The sequence below is a fragment of the Promicromonospora alba genome (genome assembly GCF_042654905.1).
Classification (GTDB): domain Bacteria; phylum Actinomycetota; class Actinomycetes; order Actinomycetales; family Cellulomonadaceae; genus Promicromonospora; species Promicromonospora alba.
Genome location: NZ_JBHSFI010000004.1, coordinates 257,126 through 279,156, shown reverse-complemented (window position 1 = coordinate 279,156; position 22,031 = coordinate 257,126). Strand labels below are relative to the sequence as shown.

The following is a 22,031-nucleotide window of genomic DNA, read 5'->3' as shown; positions in this document are numbered from 1 at the left end:
TCGGGGAGATGTTCGCCCCGGTCGCGGGCTTCGGCGTGACGCTGTCGTCGATGTTCAAGCCCACGGTCACTGAGCAGTACCCGCGCGAGAAGGTGGCCCCGCAGCGCCGGTTCCACGGCCGGCACCAGCTCAACCGGTACGCCGACGGGCTGGAGAAGTGCATCGGCTGCGAGCTGTGCGCGTGGGCGTGCCCGGCGGACGCGATCTACGTGGAGGGCGCGTCCAACGCGGCCCTGCCGCAGAACGCGGGCCTGGACGTCAACGCGGACGACTCCCACGGGGCCCACATGAGCCCCGGCGAGCGGTACGGCGCCGTCTACCAGATCAACTACCTGCGCTGTATCTTCTGCGGGCTGTGCATCGAGGCCTGCCCCACGCGCGCGCTGACGATGACGAACGACTTCGAGCTGGCCGGCAAGACGCGCGCCGGCATGATCTTCGAGAAGCAGGACCTCCTGGCCCCGCTCTCCGAGGGCATGCTGGCCGCGCCGCACCCGATGGTCGAGGGCACCACGGACACGAACTACTACAGCGGTGACGTCCTGGGCCCGACGGCGGCGCAGGTCGACTGGGTCCGCGAACAGCGGCCGGACGACCCGACGCTGGACGCGGCAGAGGCAGTTGTCTCGGGCAAGGCCCCCGCCCCCACGCCGAGGCAGCACGAGCTGCGTCCGGACGAGGGCCCAGGTGCGGCCGAGAAGTCCGCCGGTGCGGCGGCCGTCGGTTCCGTGCGGAACGGGGTGACCGCGTGACCCCCACCGGCCTCGAGATCTCGGGCGGCGAGACGGTCCTCTTCTGGGCGATCGCGCCCCTCATGGTCCTCGCCGCCCTCGGCCTGCTGTTCGTGAAGCGCGCGGTGCACGCGGCGATGTGCCTCGTGTTCGTCATGGTCAGCATGGCGATCCTGTACATCGCGCAGGAGGCGCCGTTCCTCGGCGTCGTCCAGGTGGTGGTGTACACGGGCGCCGTGATGATGCTGTTCCTGTTCGTGCTGATGCTCGTCGGCGTCGACGCGTCCGACTCGCTCACCGAGACGATCAGGGGCCAGCGCTGGATCGGTCTGCTCATCGGTATCGGCCTCGCGGCGATCCTCGGCGGTGTCGTGGCGAACGCCGCGTTCCCGCCCGCCGTCGGCCTGAACGGGGGCGACCCGGGTGGGGTCGCCAACCCGCAGGCGCTGGCGCGCGTCCTGTTCGGCGACTACGTGCTGGCCATGGAGGCGGTGGGCGTCCTGCTCGTGACCGCGGCGGTCGGCGCGCTGGTGCTGACGCACCGGCGCCGGCTCACGCCGAAGCAGACCCAGGCCTCGGTCGCCGAGTCCCGGATCAAGGCGCTGCCCGACGGCGTGGTCCTCACCCCGCTGCCGCCGCCCGGCGTCTACGCCCGGTCGAACGCCATGGACACGCCGGCGCTCGGCCCGGACGGCGAGCAGGTGCCGCAGTCGGTGTCGCGCGTGCTGCGGATCCGTGGGCAGGAGCGGCCGGCGCCGCACACACCGGAGGTCGAGGCCTGATGGACATCACCAACTACGTGGTCCTGGCCGCCGTGCTCTTCGCCATCGGGGCGACGACCGTGCTGCTGCGCCGCAACGCGATAGTCGTGTTCATGGGCGTCGAGCTCATGCTCAACGCGACGAACCTCGCCTTCGTCACGTTCGCCAGGATCCACGGCGACGTGACGGGCCAGGTGCTCGCCTTCTTCGTCATGGTCGTGGCCGCCGCCGAGGTCGTCGTCGGCCTCGCCATCATCGTGACGATATTCCGCACCCGCCGCTCGGCCTCGGTCGACGACGTCAACCTGCTCAAGGGCTGAAGGGTAGAGACGTGAACGACGTGATCGGGCTCGCCCCCTGGCTGGTCGGCTTTCCGCTGATCGGCGCAGCGATCCTGCTGCTGGGTGGCAAGGCCACCGACCGCTGGGGCCACTGGCTCGGGGTGCTGGCCTCGGCCGCCTCCGCCGCCGTGGGCTTCATCCTGATGTTCCGCATGATCGGCACGGTGCCCGAGGAACGCTCCGTCGACCACCACCTGTGGACGTGGTTGTCCGCGGGCGGCCTGGACGTGGACCTCGGCATCCGGCTGGACCCGCTGTCCATGACCTTCGTGATGCTCGTGACCTTCGTGGGCACGCTCATCCACGTGTACTCCGTGGCGTACATGGACCACGACCCGCACCGGCGCCGGTTCTTCGGCTACCTGAACCTGTTCGTCGCGGCCATGCTGACGCTGGTCCTCGCCGACTCCTACCTCCTGCTCTTCGTGGGCTGGGAGGGTGTGGGCCTCGCGTCCTACCTGCTCATCGGGTTCTGGGACACGGGGCGGCCGTCCGCCCGGGAGAACGCGGTGGCGGCCAAGAAGGCGTTCGTCATGAACCGCATCGGCGACATGGGGCTCATCGCCGCCATGGCGCTGATGTTCTCGACCGTGGGCAGCGTCAGCTTCGCGGACGTGCTGCCCGCCGTCGCCGGGGACGGCGCCGGCTCGGCCACAGCGCTGATCTCCCCGGCTGTCGCCACCGCCATCGGCCTGTGCCTCCTGCTCGCCGCGTGCGGCAAGTCGGCGCAGTTCCCGCTGCAGGCCTGGCTGGGTGACGCGATGGCTGGCCCGACGCCGGTGTCCGCCCTCATCCACGCCGCCACGATGGTCACCGCCGGCGTGTACCTCATGGTGCGTTCCGGCCCCATCCTCGAGGCCGCCCCGACGGCGCAGCTCGTCGTGGTGCTCGTCGGTGCGGTGACCCTGCTGTTCGGTGCGGTGGTGGGTACCGCGAAGGACGACATCAAGAAGGCGCTGGCCGCCTCCACGATGTCGCAGATCGGCTACATGATGCTCGCAGCGGGTCTCGGCCCGGCCGGGTACGCGTTCGCGATCTTCCACCTGCTGACGCACGGCTTCTTCAAGGCCGGGCTGTTCCTCGGTGCCGGCTCCGTGATGCACGCGATGGGGGACCAGACCGACATGCGGCGCTTCGGCGGGCTGTCGCGGTTCATGCCGATCACGTGGATCACCATGGGGCTCGGCTGGCTCGCGATCCTCGGTATCCCGCCGTTCTCCGGCTTCTGGTCGAAGGACGGGATCATCGAGGCGGCCTTCATGCCCGTCGAGGGCCAGCCGTGGCGGGCCTGGGTGTTCGGCACCGTCGCGGTGCTCGGCGCCGCGATCACCGCGTTCTACATGACCCGCCTGTTCTTCATGACGTTCGGCGGACGCCGTCCGCGCTGGACCGAGAACCAGCACCCCCACGAGGGCTCGCCGCTGATGTGGTGGCCCCTGGTGTTCCTCGGTGTCGGCTCGGCCGCGCTGGGCCTGGTGCTCGGCATCGGCGGCACGTTCGTCACCTGGCTGGAGCCGGTGGTCGGGCACGCCGAGCACCACGAGCCGGTGCTCCCGGTGCCCGTGATCATCGGAGCCACCTTGACGGTAGTGGTGCTCGGGGCGCTGCTGGCGTTCCGGATGTACGCGGTCTCCCTCGTCCCGGAGGAGGCGCCGCGCGGCTCCTTCCTGACCCGGGCGGCCCGCAGGGACCTGTACCAGGACACCGCCAACGAGACGCTGGTGCTGAAGCCGGCGCACGGGGTGGCCCGCCTGGTCCAGGTGGGCGACCGTGACGTCGTCGACCGCGGCTGGGGCCTCCTGCCCCAGACCGTGTCGTGGTTCGGCGAGGTGTTCCGGAAGGCGCAGAGCGGCTACGTACGTTCGTACGCGGCGGGCATGGCGGGTGGCGTCCTCGTGATCGCCGCCGTCGCCTGGCTCGTGTCCGGCCTCGGTGGTGCCCAGTGATCGGAGGAGAGATGTTTCCCTGGCTGACCGCGCTCATCGCGTGGCCGCTGGTCGGCGCGGCCCTGGTGGGTCTCAGCGCGCTCGGCCGCTCCCGCACGGGCCCGGCGAGCGCGGGGGTGGGCCTCGCCCGGCCGATCGCGCTCGTGTTCTCGCTGGTCGAGGTGGCCCTGCTCGTCGGCACGTTCATCGCCTTCGACCCGGGCGCCGCCGCCGAGCACCAGCTCGGTGCGACCTACGCGTGGATCCCGCAGATCGGCGTCTCGTACGCCGTGGCCGTCGACGGTGTCGGCCTGCTGCTCGTCGCGCTGGCGGTGGTGCTCGTGCCGCTGGTGCTGCTCGCCGCCTGGAAGGAGCAGGGGCGGGACGAGGTGCGCCTGCGCAGGTTCGTCGGCCTCGTGCTGCTGCTCGAGGCGTTCATGGTCGCGGTGTTCTGCGCTCGTGACGTGTTCCTGTTCTACGTGCTGTTCGAGGCGATGCTGATCCCCGCCTACTTCCTCATCGGCGGGTTCGGGCAGGGCGAGGGCCGGCGCAAGGCGGCCGTCAAGTTCCTGATGTTCAGCCTGGGCGGCGGGCTCATCATGCTCGCCGCGGTGATCGCGCTGTACTTCCAGGTCCCGCCGGACCCCGAGACGGGGCTGCGTGCCTCCGACGCCTTCCTCACGGCCAACCTGACCGGCCTCGAGATGGACCCCGTGGCCGAGCGCCTCATCTTCATCGGGTTCTTCATCGCGTTCGCGATCAAGGCGCCGATGGTGCCCGTGCACAGCTGGCTGCCCGACGTCGCGGGGAACGCCACCGCCGGCACGTCCACCCTCCTGATCTGCGTCCTGGACAAGGTCGGCACCTTCGGGATGCTGACGCTGTGCCTGCCGCTGTTTCCGGAGGCGTCTCGCTGGGCCGCGCCGTTCGTGATCGCGCTCGCCGTGATCTCCGTGCTCTACGGCGCGATCATGGCGATCATGCAGACCGACCTGCTGCGGCTGGTCGGCTGGACCTCCGTGAGCCACTTCGGGTTCATCATCCTGGGCATCTTCACCTTCACGCCGCTGGGCACCGCCGGGTCGAGCTTCATGATGCTCAACCACGGCCTGGCCACCGGCGCGCTGTTCCTGGTTGCCGGGTTCCTCGTGTCCCGGCACCCGGAGAAGTCGCAGAAGATCGCGGCCTACGGCGGCCTGCGGTCGGTCACCCCGGTGCTCGCCGGGACGTTCCTGGTGGCAGGGCTCGCGACGCTGTCGCTGCCCGGCCTGGCGACGTTCGTCAGCGAGATCATGGTGCTGATCGGCGCGTTCGGCGGCTCGCCCGCCGGCTCGGCGGCCTGGGCGATCGCGGCGATCCCCGGCGTGGTCCTCGCTGCGGTCTACGTGCTGCTGACCTATCAGAAGATCTTCACGGGAACACCGGCAGCAGGGCTCGAAGCCCTGCCCGACCTCGGGACGCGTGAGCGCATCGTCGCGGCACCGCTCGTCGTCGGGCTGCTGGTGCTCGGCCTCGTACCGGGCCTGGCCCTGACCTACGTGAACGCGCCGGCTGAGCAGTCGGTGGCCCTCACGACGGTCGACGAACCGGCGGATGCCGCCACGCAGATGGGGAGCGACCAGTGATCGAGTCCGAGTTCGTGGCACCCGAGATCGACTGGCTCGCCCTCGCACCGCTCCTCGTGGTGCTGGGTGCGGGCGTGGTCGGCGTGCTCATCGAGGCGTTCGTGCCTGCCAAGGCCCGCCGTGTGACCCAGATAGTGCTGACCCTCGCCGCGCTGGCCGGCGGGTTCGTGTTCGTCGCGATCCTCTGGCCGCAGATCGTGGCGCAGCCCGTGCAGGTGGTCGGGGGCAGCCTGACCCTCACGCCCTTCGCACTCGGCGCGCAGGGCATCATCGCCGTGCTGGCCTTCCTCGGCGTGCTCGTCGTGGCTGACCGTACGGCCACGGGGCAGGACGCGTTCGCGCCCGCGGCCTCGGCGGTGCCCGGCACCTCGTACGAGGACCTGGCCCGCCGGTCCGGCCTTGAGCAGACGGAGATCTACCCGCTGCTGCTGTTCGCGACGGGCGGCATGATGCTCTTCGCCTCCACCGACGACCTCATCGTCATGTTCATCGCGCTGGAGGTGCTGTCGCTCCCGCTGTACGTCCTGTGCGCGACGGCGCGCCGGCGTCGGCTCCTGTCGCAGGAGGCCGCCGCCAAGTACTTCCTGCTTGGCGCGTTCGCCTCGGCGCTGTTCATCTTCGGCGTCGCGCTGATCTACGGGTTCGCCGGCACGGTGCGCCTGCTGGAGATCGCCCAGGCCGTGCAGCAGGGCGGCCTGCCGCTCGAAGGCATGAGCGTGCTGCTCGTCGCCGGCGTCCTGCTCGTCGTGGTCGGCCTGTTGTTCAAGGTCGGCGCCGTGCCCTTCCACGCGTGGACGCCCGACGTCTACACCGGGGCTCCGACGCCGATCACCGGCTTCATGGCCGCGTGCACCAAGGTGGCGGCCGTGGCCGCCCTCGTAGAGGTGCTGTACCGGATCTCGATCGGCGTGCAGGCGGTGGACCCGCAGATCATGCGGCAGCTGCAGATCGTCATCGTCGTGGTCGCCATCCTGACGATGGCCGTCGGCACGGTCATCGGGTCCGTCCAGACCGACGTCAAGCGCCTGCTGGCCTACTCGTCGATCGCCCACGCGGGCTTCCTGCTGGTCGGCATCGCGGGCTTCAACACGCAGGTGCAGTCGTCCACGCTCTTCTACCTGCTCGCGTACGGCATCGCCACGATCGGCGCGTTCGGCGTGGTCACGCTGGTGCGGGAGCGCCGGATCACGCCGAGTTCCGGCGAGGACAACGGTCCTGTGGACGACGACGGCGTCGTGCTCGGCGAGGCGACGGAGATCTCGCAGTGGGCAGGGCTGGGCCGCAAGGCCCCGTGGCTCACCGCTGCCTTCGCGCTGTTCCTGCTGTCGATGGCGGGCATCCCGCTCACCGCCGGGTTCATCGCCAAGTTCGGCGCGTTCACCGGGGCGACGACCGGCGGCCTGTGGTGGCTCGCGGTCCTCGGTGTGCTCGCGTCCGTGGTCGCCGTCGCGTTCTACCTGCGGCTCCTGGTGGTCATGGTGTTCCAGCGGGCGGAGGACGAGCCGGCGGAGTCGCAGGTCGCGCTCGTCGAGACCGCGCCAGGAGCCGAGCCCGGCGAGGCCGAGGTCTCGACCAGCGGTAGCGCGGTGGCCGGCGGAACCGTGACGGCCACCCTGACCAAGGTCCAGGTCACGACCGCGCAGCGCGTCGTGGTGACGGTGGTCCGGTCCCGTGGACCGGCCGCCGTGGCCATCGCCGTGTGCGCGATCGCGACAGTGATTCTCGGCGTTTTCCCGTCCCCGGTTCTCTCTCTGGTGGAACAGGCAAGTAAGTTCGTGCCGTGACCTCCGCACCGCTGCCGCCCCAGACGACGACGGGTACTCCCGTGTCGGCTTCTCCGGCCGCTCCGTCGAACCTGCCCGATCCGACCGCGCTCGGCCTGCCGATCTCCGACCCGGAGCTGGCATCCCGCCTCGCGGAGCGGCTGACGGGGGTCGACGACGCGCTCCTGGAGGCCGTCGCCAGCGCGGACAAGCTGGCCGACGGCGCCTCGCGGCACCTCATCGACGCGGGCGGCAAGCGGTTCCGTCCCCTGCTCACCCTGCTGACGGGTGAGCTGGGCGACGGTGCCGCGCCCGGCATCGTCGACGCGGCGGTCGTGGTCGAGCTGACGCAGGTCGCCTCGCTGTACCACGACGACGTCATGGACTCCGCGCCGATGCGGCGCGGGGCGCCGTCGGCCCACATGGTGTGGGGCAACTCGGTGGCGATCCTCGTCGGCGACATGCTGTTCGCACGGGCGTCCGCGCGCGTCGCGGAGCTGGGCCCCGAGGCAGTGATCCTGCAGTCCAGGACGTTCGAGCGGATGTGTCTGGGCCAGCTGCACGAGACGATGGGCCCCGACGACGGCGAGGACCAGGTGGCCCACTACCTCCAGGTGCTGTCGGACAAGACGGCGTCGCTGCTGTCGGCGTCGGCCCGCCTCGGCGCGATGATCGCCGGAGCGCCGAAGGAGCAGATCGAGGCAGTGGGCGCGTACGGCGAGAAGGTGGGCGTCGCCTTCCAGCTCGCCGACGACGTGCTCGACGTCGCCTCGTCCGGCGAGACCTCCGGCAAGACACCGGGGACCGACCTGCGCGAGCACGTGCCGACCATGCCCGTGCTGCTGCTGCGCCAGCACGTCGCGTCGGGCGCCGCCACCTCCGATGACCGGGACCTGCTCGCCACGCTCGACGGCGACCTGTCGTCCGACGCTGCGCTGACCGCCGCGCTGGAACGCCTGCGCGCGCACGCCGTCCTGGGGCAGACGCGGGACCTCGCGGTCCAGTGGGCGCGTGCTGCCTCGGCCGAGCTGGCGCCGCTGCCGGAGGGCCCGGTCAAGGAGTCCCTGGAGCAGTTCGCTCAGGTGCTGGCGGACCGCGCGGTCTGACAAGGAGTTTCGCTCCAGCCCGAAAGTGACCATGCAGTTGCTGCCAGGATCGCGCCCGGTCCGGCAGCAACTGCGTGGTCACTCTTCGTGCAGAGCGCAATAGTCCTGACATGTAGCAGACAGACTCGTACAATCTGGGCGGGCCGTATGGGTAGTCCTGCCCACCGAAAATCAACGACGATTCACCCACCATCCCGGTAGGGTGCTTGCGTTGTGCCTGTGTGATATCCGGGCGGACAAGACTTCGCTGGAGTGATGAAAGAGGAGGACGCATGAGCTTTGCCTCACGCGTGTACGAAAACCGCAGGTCAGCCGCGTCGGTCGGCGTGGTGACCCTCTTCGCCGGAGGGCTCCTCGGCTTCGCACTCCTCTACGACGGCGAGGCAACGGCCGACGTCCAGCTCAACGACTCCGGCGTCTGGGTGACCCAGACGTCGTCCGGCCAGCTCGGCCGCTTCAACTACGACGCGAAGGCGCTGGACGGCGTCCTGCTGGCCAACGCGACGAGCTACGACGTGGAGCAGGACGCGCAGCGCGTGCTTCTGGACAGCTCGAGCGACTCGTCAGCCAGCCCCGTCAACCCGGCCCAGCTCATCCTGGACGGCTCGATGGATCTGCCGGCCGGCGCGCAGGTCGCCTCGGGCGGCGCCACGACTGCGGTGTACGACGAGGAAGAGGGCCGGCTCTGGGTCCTGCCGTTCGAGGGTGCTGTCGGATTCGACGAGAAGAAGCTCAAGCCGACGCTCAAGGTGGGCAAGGGCGGCACGCTCGCGGTGGGCAAGGAAGGCACCGTGTTCCTCGCGGTGCCGGCCGACGCCAAGCTCTACACCGTCCCCACCGGCGTGCAGGGCGTGCCCGAGGAGAGCGAGGAGTCCAGCCTCCCCGTGGGGCGCGACGCCAAGGTGGAGGTCTCCGCCGTCGGCGACGAGCCGGTCGTGCTCGACCAGTCGACCGGAAACCTCGTCCTGCCGGGCGGTGAGACGGTCAAGGTCGAGAACGGCGCCGAGGGCAAGCTCCAGCAGCCCTCCGCGAAGACCGACAACGTGGTGCTGGCCACCCCGAACGGCCTCGTCACGCAGCCTCTCGGCGGCGGGGACGCGACCACGCGCGCGGCGCAGGGTGCGCCGTCGGCGCCCGTGCAGCTCGAAGGGTGCACGTACGGTGCCTGGGACTCCGGTCAGGTCATCCGTGACTGCGCCGACACCGACAACGACGTCGACCAGGTGCTCGAGGGCGTGGCCGCCGGCACGAGCCTGGTCTACCGCGTGAACCGCGACGTCATCGTGCTGAACGACATCGCGGGCGGCTCCCTGTGGATGGCCGCTGACCTGTTCGAGAAGGTCAACGACTGGGACATCGTCATGCCCGAGGACGGCGAGGGCAAGAAGACGGAGTCCGAGGAGGCCACGCCACAGCTCGTCGACAACTTCGTCGCCGACCGGAACCAGGCGAACCGGCCGCCCAAGGCCAAGGACGACTCGTTCGGCGTGCGGCCCGGACGCACCACGGTGCTCAACGTGCTGGGCAACGACTCGGACCCGGACGGCGACGTGATGACGGTGTCCGTCAAGGGTGAGACCGAGGGCGACGTCACCGTCGACCGCGTGCTCGACGGCGCGGCACTGCAGGCCGACGTGCCGGCGGACGCGTCAGGGACCACGAGCTTCAAGTACGAGGTGGACGACGGGCGCAAGGGCAAGGCAGAGGCCTCGGTGGACGTCCGGGTGGTGCCGCTGGAGGAGAACAACCCGCCGGAGCAGATGGGTGAGCCCGTGCTCACGGTGGGTCAGGACGGCACGGCGAGCATCAAGGTGCTGCCGTACTTCAAGGACCCGGACGGCGACGACCTGTTCCTGTCCAGCGCCGCGACCGCCGACCCCCTGGACGAGGTGCGATCCCGCCCGGACGGCACCATCGAGTTCCGCGACGGTGGCAGCACGACGGGCCGCAAGATCGTGGACATCACGGTGTCGGACTCGGGGAACCTGCCGTTCCAGGGGAAGCTGCTGATCCAGGTCGTCGCGAGCAACGTGCCGCCGGTTCCGGTGCAGGACCACGTGAAGGTGCTCGTCGGAGAGCCCGTGACGGTGGAGCCGCTCAAGAACGACCACGACCCGAACGGCGACAAGCTGCGCCTGACGAGCGTCGCCGAGACCAAGGGCGCGACGATCACGCCCAACTACGCCGCGGGTGTGTTCCGCTTCGTGAGCGACAAGCCCGGCTCCTACGACGTGACCTACCAGATCACCGACGGCCCAGAGCCGATGATGGGACTGGTCCGGGTCGACGTCGAGAACCCGCCGGACGACGACCGCCGACCGGTAGCGGTCACGGACCAGGTTCTGCTGCCGACCGGCGGCACGGCGCTGGTCGACGTGCTCGCCAACGACACCGACCCCGCGGGCGGTGTGCTCGTCGTGCAGGGCGTGGACGTCCCGGACAACGCCCCGGTGAAGGTCGCGGTGCTGAACCACCAGATCCTGAAGATCTCGGAGATCAAGCGACTCAACACGCCGGTGACGTTCAAGTACACCGTCGCGAACGGGACGGGCACCACCACCGGTCAGGTGCGCGTCGTGTCGATCCCGGCGCCCGAGCAGCTCCGGCCACCGGAGGCAGGGCCCGACGACGCAATCGTCCGCGTGGGCGACGTGGTCACCATCCCGGTGCTGAAGAACGACGCACACCCTGACGGCCTGGAGCTGAAGCTCACCGACGAGCTGAAGGAGACGCCCCCGGCATCGGCCGGTGAGGCGTTCGTCTCGGAGGACGCCGTGCGGTTCAAGGCCGGCACGGAGGCGGGCACGTACCACGCCGTCTACGAGGTGTCGGACGTGAACGGCCAGAAGGACTCCGCGCAGGTCAGCATCACCGTGCTGGACAAGCCGCAGAACGCCTCCCCGCAGCTGCCCGACATCACGGCACGCGTGCTGAGCGGCGGTACCACCCGTATCCCGCTGAAGCTGGACGGCAGCGACCCGGACGGCGACTACGTCACGCTGAGCTCCATCTCTGCCGCAGCGAGCAAGGGCACGGCGCGGATCGTCGACGGGTTCATCGACTACACGGCGGGCGCCGAGAGCACTGGTCTGGACACCTTCACCTACGAGGTCACGGACACGCGGGGCGCGGTAGGCAGGGGCCTGGTGCGCGTGGGCATCGTGCCGAAGCCCGCCACCAACCAGCCGCCGCAGGCCGCGGACGACGAGACCACTGTGCGGCCGGACCGTACGGTCGCGATCCGCGCGCTCGAGAACGACACCGACCCGGACGGCGACGAGATCGGCCTGGTGACCAAGGGCTTCGAGGGCACAGGTGACCTGAAGCCCAAGGCCGTGGAGGACGACGTGATCGTCACCGCGCCGAGCAAGGAGGGTTCCCACTCCTTCTACTACGGCATCCAGGACAGCTTCAAGGCTCCTGCGGGCGGGGCCATCACGGTGAACGTGAACAGCGATGCGCCGCTGCTGCGCCCTGTCGCGTATGACGACGTGGTGACCTCGGACGACGTGGAAGGGGACGCGAACGTGACCGTCGACGTGCTGGCCAACGACGTCGACCCGGACGGCGTGGCCGCTGAGCTCAAGGTAGCGGTCGACCCGCCTCTGGAGGGCGTGCGCGTGACCGAGAAGGGTTTGCTCGAGGTGCAGCTCACCGCGAGCACCCAGGTGATCACCTACACGGTCACCGACATGGACGGTCTCAAGGCCAAGGCGTTCGTGCGCGTCCCGGGCGATCAGGCACGCCCTCACCTCAAGCCGGGTCTGGAGCCGCTCAAGGCCACCAGCGGTGAGCCGCTCACGATCGAGCTCGAGGACTACGTGGTGGTGCGGGAGGACCGCAAGGTACGCATCACCGAAGGGGAGTCGGTCAAGGGGATCGAGGGCAAGGCGCAGGCCCCCGACACGGACACGATCATCTACACGTCGGCCGACGACTACGCCGGTGCGGCGTCGGTCAGCTTCGAGGTGACCGACGGCGTCGACGCCGAGGACTCCGAAGGGCTCTCCGCTGTCCTCACCCTGCTCATCGACGTCACCCCGTCGACCAACATGCCGCCGAAGATCACCGGCACGCCGGTGCTCGAGGTGGCGGAGGGCGAGGAGAGCTCGGTAGACCTCTCCCGCTACGTCAAGGACCCTGACAAGGACCCGCTGGACTTCCAGGTCAAGGGCAACAACGGCATCACCCCGACGGTATCGGGCACCGCGGTGTCGGCCATGGTCGACCCGTCGGTCTCGAAGGGCACCTTCCAGAAGCTGCCCATGACGGTGTCCGACGGCAAGAACCCGCGGGTGAGCGGAGAGCTGACCGTGAAGGTGGTCGGCTCGACACGCGATCTCGTCCAGACCACTGACGACGTGGTGATCGACGCTCACCAGGGCGAGGCGACGACGATCCCGGTGCTTGCCAACGACACGAACCCGTTCCCGGGCAAGGACCTCACCCTGGTGGGCTCCGCGACGGTCGAGACCGGATCCGGTACGGCGTCGTACAGCGGCAACCAGCTGGTGGTGACGCCAGGGGAGGACTTCACCGGTGCGATGGTCGTGCGCTACACGGTGCAGGACGCGACGGAGGACCCGGATCGCGAGGTCGACGGCATCGCGAAGCTGACGGTACTGGGCAAGCCGGAGGCACCTCGGGCGCCGCGCGTGGAGGAAGTGCGTTCCGAGACCGTGGTGCTGAGCTGGGAGCAGCCCAACAACAACGGCGCCGACATCACGAGCTACACGCTGCGGACCGACGGTGGTCAGGAGCACGAGTGCGCCACGACCACCTGCACGTTCGACGGGCTGAAGAACAACGTGAAGTACAAGTTCACGGTCACGGCGACCAACGAGGTGGGCGAGTCGGAGCCGTCTCCGGCATCCCAGGAGGCGCGTCCTGACGAGAAGCCTGACCAGCCGAGCCCGCCGACGCTCAAGTTCGGCGACAAGAAGCTCACGGTCGCGTGGCAGAACCAGAGGTACACGGACCGGTCGGCGATCAAGTGCGTGAACCTGGAGATCAGCCCGGCCCCGACCGACAGCGTGACCCAGAAGACCTGCCAGACGGGCAACCAGGTCGTGTGGGAGAACCTGGAGAACGGCGTCGCGTACACGGTGCGGGTGCAGGCCAAGAACGACGCTCCGGACCCGTCGGACTGGAGCGAGCCGTCCGCGGCGGAGATCCCGGCGGGGAAGCCCGATACGCCGGGGAAGCCCGAGGCGATCCGCACGGACGACCTGGGCGGTGGACGGATCGACGTCAGCTGGCCCGCTCCGGCCAACAACGGCGACGCGATCAGGAAGTACTACGTCGCCGTGTACCAGAACGGTTCGAAGGCAAGGACGATCACCACGACGGAGTCGCCCATCAACGTCTCGGACCTGAACCCGGAGTCGTCCTACACGTTCACCGTGCAGGCAGAGAACAAGGCGGGCAGATCGGGTATCAGCGAGCAGTCGAACAGCGTGGTGCCGTACGGCGAGCCGTCGATCCCGTCCAACGTGCGGGCGAGCAATCCTGCTGACAAGCAGGTCACCGTGAGCTGGAGCGCCATCTCGGACGCCAACTTCCGCGGGCCTGGGCATCGGTACGAGGTCTCGGCCAACGGTGGGCCCGGGCAGAACGTCGGCAAGACGACGTCGTACAACTACCCGGGGCTGACCAACGGAACGTCCTACACGTTCCGCGTGCGGGCCTGCAACGACGGCACGTGCTCGCCGTGGTCGGGCGAGTCGAACGCGGAGACGCCGTACGGCCCGGTGCCGAATCCGACGATCAGCGCCCAGGGCGGCAACCAGCAGGTCACCTTCAACTGGGACGGCAGGGCGGAGAACGGCCGCCCCACGACGGTGAGCGTCACCCGGGATGTCACGAGCTCGGCGAAGACAGGCCCCCAGACGGTGAACACCGGCTACAGCCAGACCCTGACGGCGTGCATCCAGGTGACCGACAGCACGGGCCAGAAGAGCGACAACGTGTGCGCTTCCGGCACGTCGGATGCGAGGCCCAACCCCACGGCGACGGTCACCCACGGCAGCCGTATCGACAACAGCCAGTGCAGCCACTCGTCCTGCGCGTACTACTACATCAACTTCACGGACTTCACGCCGGGTAGTCACGACGTGGCCTGCTGGGCGGGAGACACACCCGAGGTCAGCGGCTGGCACGACATCGTCACGCACGGTCGGTCCTGGGGCAGCAGTGATGTCAATTCGTACAACTTCGGGGACGGCAACGGCGGGGTGCAGCTCCGATGCTTCTTCGGCCATCCTGGGGTACCCGTCCGCGTGCTGATCGACGGCACGGAGTACGGCGTCACGAACTGGTGGAACGGATAGCATTCGGCCGCCCCACCGTCGGTGGCCACCCCACCGTGACCGGCCACCGCGCAGGCGGCGGCCGGTCACGCGATGATCGACTAAATTTCACCCAGCGAATTCACCCAGCGGACGAGCAGCAACGAGCAGTAGGGAACATGAGATGACCACGATGACCCCCGAGCAGGCGGCCTGGTTCGCCCAGACCTTCGAGCGGCTCGTCGGCAACGTAGGCCAGGCGGTCCTGGGCAAGGCACCGGTGGTGCGTCTGGCACTGACCTGCATGCTCGCCGAGGGCCACCTCCTGCTGGAGGACGCCCCCGGTACCGGCAAGACCATGCTCGCCCGCTCGATCGCGGCGTCGGTGCAGGGCACGCACAACCGGATCCAGTTCACGCCGGACCTCCTGCCGTCGGACGTCACCGGTGTGACGATCTACGACCAGAACACCCACAAGTTCGACTTCCACCCGGGTCCGATCTTCGCGTCGATCGTCCTGGCGGACGAGATCAACCGTGCCTCGCCGAAGACCCAGTCCGCGCTCCTGGAGGTCATGGAGGAGGGCCGGGTCACCGTCGACGGCGTCGCACACGGAACCGGCCGCCCGTTCATGGTGCTCGCCACCCAGAACCCGATCGAGCAGGCCGGTACCTACCGCCTGCCCGAGGCCCAGCTCGACCGCTTCCTCATGAAGACCTCGGTGGGCTACCCGGACCACGCCTCCACGGTGGAGATCCTGTCGGGTGCCGCGCTGAAGGACCGCAGCTCCGCGCTGCAGCCCATCATCACCACCAAGGCCGTCACGGAGATGGCCGACCTGGCCGCGAACGTGCACACCGACACCGCGGTGCTCGAGTACGTGTCCCGCCTCGCCGAGGAGACGCGCAACGCGCACGAGGTGCGCGTCGGCGTCTCCGTCCGTGGTGCGCTGGCCCTGGTGCGCTGCGCCAAGGTGTGGGCCGCCGCGCACGGTCGCAACTACGTGCTGCCCGACGACATCAAGGAGCTGGCCCAGCCGGTCTGGGGCCACCGCTTCGTGCTCGACCCGGAGGCCGAGTTCGCGGGCGCACGCCCCGAAGCCGTGCTCTCCCGGATCATGGCCGACGTCGCGGCACCGCAGGAGCGGGCCTCGGCATGAGCGCGACCGGCATCTCACCAGGCCCCGCGTACGGGAAGCGGCAGGAGACTCCGCGCGGCCTGCTCGCCGTCGGCCGCGCCCAGGTCCAGCGTGGCCGGCGTGGCTGGGTGACTCTCGCCGCCGCCGCCCGTTCCCGGGCGGCGGCGGTGGGGCGAGTGGTCGCGCCCGTCCGCCGTACGTTCAGCACGTTCGGGATAGCGGTGACCCTCGTGACGATCGGCGCCTGGATCGCGGGCCTCACGCTCGCCTGGCTCGAGCTGGTGGTCGCCGCGGTGCTGCTCAGCGTGACGCTGGTCTGCGCGATCGTGTTCGTGCTCGGCCGGTTCAAGTACGACGTGGTGCTCGACCTCGCACAGGCCCGGGTGACTGTCGGTGACCGCGCCGTCGGACGCCTCGACGTGAAGAACGCGTCCAGCCGTCCGCTGCTGCCCTCGGTGATGGAGCTCCCCGTGGGTACCGGCACAGCCGCGTTCCCCGTGCCGCGCCTCAAGGGTGGCGGCACGCACGAGGAGATCTTCACCATCCCGACCCGGCGCCGCAGCGTGATCACGGTGGGTCCGGTCAAGTCGGTGCGGGCCGACCCGCTCGGCCTGCTGCGCCGCGAGATGACGTGGACGGACGAGCAGGAGGTCTTCGTGCACCCCCGCGTCAAGAACCTCACGGGCTCCTCGACGGGCTTCCTCAAGGACCTCGAGGGCCGGGTCACCAACGACATCACGAGCTCGGACGTGAACTTCCACGCCCTGCGCGACTACGTGGCCGGCGACGACCGGCGGCACATCCACTGGAAGACGACGGCGCGCACCGGCCAGCTCATGGTCCGGGTCTTCGAGGAGACCCGGCGTTCGCACCTCGCGGTGCTGCTGTCCACGCGCGCCGAGGACTACGCGCACGAGGACGAGTTCGAGCTCGCCGTGAGCGTCTGCGGCTCGCTGGGCCTGCAGGCCATCAAGGAGGACCGCGGCGTGACGGTGCTCGTCAACGAGGCGACGCTGCACGGAGACCACCGCACCCGGCTCATGGACGACCTGTCCCGCATCGAGCTCGAGTCCCGCAAGACGAAGCTGGTGGACCTTGCCCGTTCTGCCGGGATGGCCGCCACCGACTTCTCGGTGATCGCGTTCATCGTCGGCAGCATGGTGACGCCCACCGAGCTGCGCGCGGCCTCGGCACGCGTCCCCGCCGGGGTCCAGGTCATGGCCATCCAGTGCGTACCTGGCGCGTCCCTCGGACGGCACTCCATCGCCGAGATGGGCGTGCTCACGCTGGGCCGCCTCGCCGACCTACCCCTTGCGCTGAAGAAGATGAGCGACGGATGAGCAACGAGAACACTCGCGGGAACGCCCCGGTCGGCGCAGGCGCTGACCGGGGCCGATCGCCGTACAACACCGGTAGCGGATTCCGGACGGGCACGGGCCGCGGCACCACGCGCCGCAAGGAGGCGGAGCGCCCACGCGCGCTGACCGTGTTCGCCCTGGTCGACCTCGCGGCACTGAGCCTGATGTTCGGTGCCGTCATCGTCGGGTTCGGGCCTGTCTGGGGCTCGCTCGGTTACCTGCTGCCCGCCATCGGCGGAGCCTTCGTCGGGCTCGTGGTGGCCTGGGTGGGCGCCTGGCGCCGCTTCCCCGCCGTGGTGGTGACCGCCATCGCAGTGGTCGGCTACTTCCTGTTCGGCGCCGCCTTCGCGGTGCCGCACACCGCCATCGCCGGTGTGGTCCCGTCCCTGGACTCCCTGCGCGAGCTGATGCTCGGCTCCGTGGAGGGCTGGAAGCGGTTCATCACCACCGCGCCGCCCATCCAGTCGTTCCCCGACCTCGGTGTCATCCCCTTCCTGCTCATGCTGCTCGTCGCGCTGATCGCCGGCACCATCGCCTGGCGGGCGAAGCATGCGGTGTGGGCGGTGGTCCCGGTGATCGTCGGCCTGGTCGGCGTGATCCTGCTGGGCACGGTCGACGTCGCGCTGCCGGTGGTGCAGGGCCTCGTGATCACCATCGTGGCTCTCCTCTGGGGCGCGGTGCGCGTCATGGAGGCACGGGTCGGCACGCACTCGATCACCACGGCGTCCAGCGAGGAGGCCACGCGCAGGCTGCGCTGGTACCGGGTCCGTACGGGCGCCACGATCCTGGCCGTCGCGGCCCTCGCCGCCGGCTTCACCGCGCCGCTCCTGTCGGACCCGGACCGCACGGTGCTCCGTGAGGAGGTGCGCCCGCCGTTCGACATCCACGAGTACACGAGCCCCCTCGTCGGCTTCCGGCACTACAAGAAGGAGGTTCGCGACGAGGAGATGTTCACGATCAGCGAGCTTCCCAAGAACGGCCGCATCACGATCGCCACGCTCGACCAGTACGACGGCGTCGTCTACGACGCGTCCGGCGACGGCGGCGTGACCGGCGTCTACACGCGCGTGGGCGACGAGATCGCCACCACCGCTACGGGCAAGCCGATGTCGATAGACATCACCGTCACCGGGTACCGCGGCGTCTGGGTTCCCGAGGTCGGCGACCTCACCGGCGTGAGCTGGAAGGGCGCCAACGCGGAGGCCCAGATGGAGGGCTCCTACTACAACGACAAGACCCACACGGCGATCACCACCGCGGGTATCCGGCCGGGCGACTCGTACACCTTGAACACCCTGGTGACCGAGGAGCCGAGCGAGGAGACGCTGAAGAAGAGCAAGGTCGACCTCGACCCGGAGCTGCCGCCCACCGACTCGAGAGGGATGCCGCAGGAGCTGCCGACGAAGACCGTCCAGTTCACGGGCGAGGAGACCGACGCGGCCACCAAGCTGTTCCGGATCCGTGACGGGCTGCAGGCGGACGGGTTCCTGTCCAGCGGGCTCGAGGGCGAGCCGCTCTCCCGCCCGGGGCACTCCGCGGAGCGCCTCAACACGCTCCTCGCGGAAGAGGAGATGGTGGGCGACGACGAGCAGTTCGCCGTGGCGCTCGCCCTCATGGCGCGGCAGGCAGGCATCCCGGCCCGCGTGGTCATGGGCTTCTACCCGGACAAGCAGAGCGAGTACGAGGAGGGCAAGCCCTGGTCCGTGCTCGGCAGCGACGTGCACGCCTGGATCGAGGTGCCGTTCGAGGAGTACGGCTGGGTGCCGATCGACGCGGTCCCTGAGGAGAAGCCGCAGATGCAGCCTCAGCCCGAGAGCAAGGAGGAGCCCAAGCCCCCGGTGCTCCAGGACCCGGAGCCGCCGGAGGAGCCGGAGCACGCGAAGGCCGGAAGCGTCGAGGACGATGACAAGGAAGAGGCCGAGAACGAGGGCTTCGACTGGGGCCTGCTCGGCATGATCCTGCTTGCCGTCGGTATCCCGCTCCTGGTGATCGCCGGCCCGATCGTGGCGATCCTCGCCTACAAGGCCCGGCGTCGGACCGCGCGGCGCAACGCCGAGCAGCCCGCCGACCGGATCAGTGGTGGCTGGTACGAGGTGGTCGACGTCGTCACCGACCTCGGGACCTCCGTGCCGCGCGGGGCGACCAGGAGGGAGAGCGCCGGCGTGATCGCCGGGGCGCACGCCGTTCCGTCCACCCTCATGCTCGCGCACCGCGCGGACGAGACGGTGTTCGGGATCCACGAGCCCACGCCTGCCGAGGTCGACGCGTTCTGGGCAGGGGTCGATGAGCTCGTCGGCGGGCTACGCTCCACCGTGAGCACACGACAGCGGGTGCGGGCGGCCCTGTCGCTACGCTCCATCTGGGTACGTGTCGCCGAACGACGCCGGGCCCAGGCGGTGGCCCGGGCGACCGGCACGACGAAGGAGAAATGATGACGGCCGTGGTCTGTGCCGGGTGCGGGGTAACTCAGCAGGAGGGTGCGCCCTTCTGTGCCGCGTGCGGGCGTGCGTTCCCCCGCACCGGCCTGCCCGTGGTGGAGCCGCAGCAGACTCCCCGCGGGCAGGTGCAGCAGGCCGCCGCGGCCGCGCAGGCCTGGCAGAGCGGCGGTTCGGGAGGGGTGCCGCTCGTGGAGAGCCGGCCGCCGATCACCACGGAGGTCGAGGTGTACACGGCCACGCAGATCCCGAGCTCGAGCGTCGCACCGCAGCAGCTCGAGGCGCCCTACGCGCGTGTCGGCAAGCGATTCCTGGCCTGGCTGATCGACGGCGCGATCGCCGGTGCACTCGCCGGGATCGTCGTCGGCATCGGTCTGCTGTTCATCGAGACCCCCGACGCCCTGGTGGTGGTGTCCCAGGAGCAGGCGGCCGAGATCGCCGGGCAGTTCATCCGGCTCTACCTGATCGCCGGCGCGGTGTCCTTCGCGTTCATGCTGTCCATGTGGATCTGGGAGTCGCGAACCGGCCGTACGGTCGGCAACTCCGCGCTGGGCCTGCGGACGGTCTCCGCCGACGACCGCGGGCCGCTCGGGTTCGGCCGCGAGCTGATCCGGGTGCTCATGTTCGGCGCCGTCTCGCTGATCCCGGCGGCAGGCACGATCATCGTGCACCTGACCCCCCTGTGGGACAAGGGTGACAAGGTCCAGGGCTGGCACGACAAGGTAGCCCGGTCCGCCGTGCTCGATCTTCGTGCGCCGAAGATCGCGGTGACCACAGGGCTCGCCCCGGTCGGGCCCGGCCCCCGCGCGCCGGGACGGCCCGCGCTGCGGACGGCCACGCCGTCGGCCCCGGTGCAGCAGGCCTCCCGGCAGATGCCTTCGCAGGCGCCGGCGGCACCGCAGCACCCGGGCACGCCGCCCGTCGCGGCCCCCGACCCGTGGTCGTTCCCGCAGACGCCTGCCGCACCGGCGGCCGGCGGCGTCATCACCGGCATACCCGGGAGCGCGCCCAGCGGGCCCCCGGCCGCACAGCCGGTTCAGCAGCCGCAGCAGCCGCAGCCGGTCCAGGCCCAGCAGCCGCAGCCGGTCCAGCAGCCGTACCCGGTCCAGTCCCAGCCCGTCCAGCAGGTCCAGCCGCAGGCGCCGGAGTCCGCCTGGCCGTCCAAGACCTGGCCGGCCGCTCAGCCGGAGCCTGCCGCACCGCCCGTGCAGCAGCCCGCCGCGCCTCCGGTCCGGCACGAGCTCCCGCCCCAGCAGCACCCGGAGTCCCGCCCCACCCGCCCCGTCAGCTTCCCGGGGGACGGCGTGGCCCGGCCGCCCGCCCAGGCGGACGAGTCGTGGGAGGCAACGCGGATGCAGGCGCCGAGCCTGGTGCCCGCGGCGGTCGTGACGGTGGTCCTGGAGCTCGAGTCCGGCGCGCGGCACGTGATCGACGGACCCGCGCTGGTGGGCCGCAACCCGCAGGCAGCCGACGGTTCGCCCACGATCCTCGTGCGGGTCGAGGACCCGACGCGCTCGGTCTCCAAGAACCACGCCGAGCTGGGTGTCGACCCCGCGGGGCTCTGGCTGACCGACCGCGGCTCCACGAACGGCACCGTCGTGTCGGCCCCCGGACGCTCGCCGCAGGTCGCGGAGCCCGGCGCGCGCGTGCGCGTTCCGATGGGTTCGACCATCCACGTGGGTGACCGCCGGATCGTCGTGCACCCTGACGAGCCGAAGGCATGACGCAGCACGATCAGGGGCTCACGACGGTCTGGGGCGCTGCCTCGCACCAGGGACGTCGCCGGACCCTGAACGAGGACGGGTACCTGGCCACGGGCCGGGTGTTCTTCGTCGCCGACGGCATGGGCGGCCACGAGGCGGGGGAGGTGGCGAGCGCCGAGGCGCTGGCCGCCCTCAGCGCGCTCGCCGACGTGGAGCAGGTGGAGCCCGCGCTCGTCGAGGCCTACCTCGAGCTGGCGCAGAAGCGGATCCGCGCGATCGAGACCGACTCGGGCAACGCCCCGGGAACCACGCTCACCGGCGTCCTGGTCGACGAGCGCGAGGACGTGCCGTACTGGCTGTTCGTGAACGTCGGCGACTCCCGGACGTACATGCTGTCCGGTGGTGTGCTCGCGCAGGTCAGCGTCGACCACTCCGAGGTGCAGGAGCTCATCGACGCGGGCACGATCACCATGGACGAGGCACGTCGCCACCCACGGCGGAACGTGATCACCCGGGCGCTCGGTGCGCAGGAGGGGGTGCGAGCGGACTTCCGGTACATCCCGGTGGCGCTGCACGACCGTGTGCTGGTCTGCTCGGACGGGCTCACGGGTGAGCTGACGGACGCCCAGATCACTACGATCCTGCTGGAGCAGCCCGACCCGGAGCGTGCAGCGGCGTTCCTGGTGGACGCCGCGATCCAGGCAGGGGGCCGGGACAACATCACGGTGGTCGTGATCGACGTGACGGGCGTGGACCACGAGACCTTGGGGTCCTCGACAGCACCTCGGCCGGGGACAGAGCCCGACGAGGACACCCTGCCGCGGGAAGAGCACGAAGCAAGAAGCCAGGGGGTCTGAC

Annotated in this window: 13 protein-coding genes; all 13 read left to right on the top strand. The window is 70.2% G+C overall.

Annotated elements, in window-relative coordinates; translation table 11 throughout:
• Positions 1 to 8: 8 nt before the first annotated feature.
• Positions 9 to 752, top strand: coding sequence for an NADH-quinone oxidoreductase subunit NuoI (nuoI, locus tag ACFO6V_RS12240; RefSeq protein WP_377136602.1), 744 nt, complete (start codon positions 9 to 11; stop codon positions 750 to 752).
• Positions 749 to 1,513 carry an NADH-quinone oxidoreductase subunit J gene (locus ACFO6V_RS12235; protein WP_377135670.1) on the top strand — a complete coding sequence of 255 codons (765 nt, stop codon included), beginning with the start codon at positions 749 to 751 and terminating at the stop codon, positions 1,511 to 1,513. The genes nuoI and ACFO6V_RS12235 overlap by 4 nt, the downstream gene beginning before the upstream one ends.
• Positions 1,513 to 1,812 carry an NADH-quinone oxidoreductase subunit NuoK gene (gene nuoK / locus ACFO6V_RS12230; RefSeq protein WP_377135668.1) on the top strand — a complete coding sequence of 100 codons (300 nt, stop codon included), beginning with the start codon at positions 1,513 to 1,515 and terminating at the stop codon, positions 1,810 to 1,812. The genes ACFO6V_RS12235 and nuoK overlap by 1 nt, the downstream gene beginning before the upstream one ends.
• A 20-nt stretch (positions 1,813 to 1,832) precedes the next feature.
• The gene (gene nuoL / locus ACFO6V_RS12225) at positions 1,833 to 3,779 is read left to right on the top strand and encodes an NADH-quinone oxidoreductase subunit L (RefSeq protein WP_377136601.1); all 1,947 of its coding nucleotides are present in this window, start codon (positions 1,833 to 1,835) and stop codon (positions 3,777 to 3,779) included.
• 11 nt (positions 3,780 to 3,790) lie between these two features.
• On the top strand, positions 3,791 to 5,383 hold the full coding sequence (locus ACFO6V_RS12220; protein WP_377135666.1) for an NADH-quinone oxidoreductase subunit M: 1,593 nt from the start codon (positions 3,791 to 3,793) through the stop codon (positions 5,381 to 5,383).
• Complete coding sequence (gene nuoN, locus ACFO6V_RS12215; RefSeq protein WP_377135664.1) at positions 5,380 to 7,167, top strand: NADH-quinone oxidoreductase subunit NuoN; 1,788 nt, start codon at positions 5,380 to 5,382, stop codon at positions 7,165 to 7,167. The genes ACFO6V_RS12220 and nuoN overlap by 4 nt, the downstream gene beginning before the upstream one ends.
• Complete coding sequence (locus tag ACFO6V_RS12210; protein WP_377135662.1) at positions 7,164 to 8,252, top strand: polyprenyl synthetase family protein; 1,089 nt, start codon at positions 7,164 to 7,166, stop codon at positions 8,250 to 8,252. The genes nuoN and ACFO6V_RS12210 overlap by 4 nt, the downstream gene beginning before the upstream one ends.
• A gap of 272 nt (positions 8,253 to 8,524) precedes the next feature.
• Positions 8,525 to 14,581, top strand: coding sequence for an Ig-like domain-containing protein (locus ACFO6V_RS12205; protein WP_377135660.1), 6,057 nt, complete (start codon positions 8,525 to 8,527; stop codon positions 14,579 to 14,581).
• Between the two features lie 142 nt (positions 14,582 to 14,723).
• Positions 14,724 to 15,698, top strand: a complete 975-nt coding sequence (locus tag ACFO6V_RS12200; protein WP_377135658.1) for an AAA family ATPase — start codon at positions 14,724 to 14,726, stop codon at positions 15,696 to 15,698.
• Positions 15,695 to 17,017, top strand: coding sequence for a DUF58 domain-containing protein (locus ACFO6V_RS12195; RefSeq protein WP_377135656.1), 1,323 nt, complete (start codon positions 15,695 to 15,697; stop codon positions 17,015 to 17,017). Before ACFO6V_RS12200 ends, ACFO6V_RS12195 begins: the two co-directional genes overlap by 4 nt.
• Complete coding sequence (locus tag ACFO6V_RS12190) at positions 17,014 to 19,467, top strand: transglutaminaseTgpA domain-containing protein (protein ID WP_377135654.1); 2,454 nt, start codon at positions 17,014 to 17,016, stop codon at positions 19,465 to 19,467. Before ACFO6V_RS12195 ends, ACFO6V_RS12190 begins: the two co-directional genes overlap by 4 nt.
• Positions 19,467 to 21,194, top strand: coding sequence for an RDD family protein (locus ACFO6V_RS12185; protein WP_377135652.1), 1,728 nt, complete (start codon positions 19,467 to 19,469; stop codon positions 21,192 to 21,194). Before ACFO6V_RS12190 ends, ACFO6V_RS12185 begins: the two co-directional genes overlap by 1 nt.
• The gene (locus ACFO6V_RS12180; RefSeq protein ID WP_377135650.1) at positions 21,191 to 22,030 is read left to right on the top strand and encodes a PP2C family protein-serine/threonine phosphatase; all 840 of its coding nucleotides are present in this window, start codon (positions 21,191 to 21,193) and stop codon (positions 22,028 to 22,030) included. The genes ACFO6V_RS12185 and ACFO6V_RS12180 overlap by 4 nt, the downstream gene beginning before the upstream one ends.
• The last annotated feature ends 1 nt before the right edge of the window (position 22,031 follow it).

Excerpts from the sequence above, each read along its gene's own strand:
- ACFO6V_RS12185 (WP_377135652.1), top strand. The coding sequence starts at position 19,467 with ATGACGGCCGTGGTCTGTGCCGGGTGCGGGGTAACTCAGCAGGAGGGT.
- ACFO6V_RS12180 (WP_377135650.1), top strand. The coding sequence starts at position 21,191 with ATGACGCAGCACGATCAGGGGCTCACGACGGTCTGGGGCGCTGCCTCG.
- nuoK (WP_377135668.1), top strand. The coding sequence starts at position 1,513 with ATGGACATCACCAACTACGTGGTCCTGGCCGCCGTGCTCTTCGCCATC.
- ACFO6V_RS12195 (WP_377135656.1), top strand. The coding sequence starts at position 15,695 with ATGAGCGCGACCGGCATCTCACCAGGCCCCGCGTACGGGAAGCGGCAG.
- ACFO6V_RS12190 (WP_377135654.1), top strand. The coding sequence starts at position 17,014 with ATGAGCAACGAGAACACTCGCGGGAACGCCCCGGTCGGCGCAGGCGCT.
- nuoI (WP_377136602.1), top strand. The coding sequence starts at position 9 with ATGTTCGCCCCGGTCGCGGGCTTCGGCGTGACGCTGTCGTCGATGTTC.
- ACFO6V_RS12220 (WP_377135666.1), top strand. The coding sequence starts at position 3,791 with ATGTTTCCCTGGCTGACCGCGCTCATCGCGTGGCCGCTGGTCGGCGCG.
- ACFO6V_RS12205 (WP_377135660.1), top strand. The coding sequence starts at position 8,525 with ATGAGCTTTGCCTCACGCGTGTACGAAAACCGCAGGTCAGCCGCGTCG.
- ACFO6V_RS12200 (WP_377135658.1), top strand. The coding sequence starts at position 14,724 with ATGACCACGATGACCCCCGAGCAGGCGGCCTGGTTCGCCCAGACCTTC.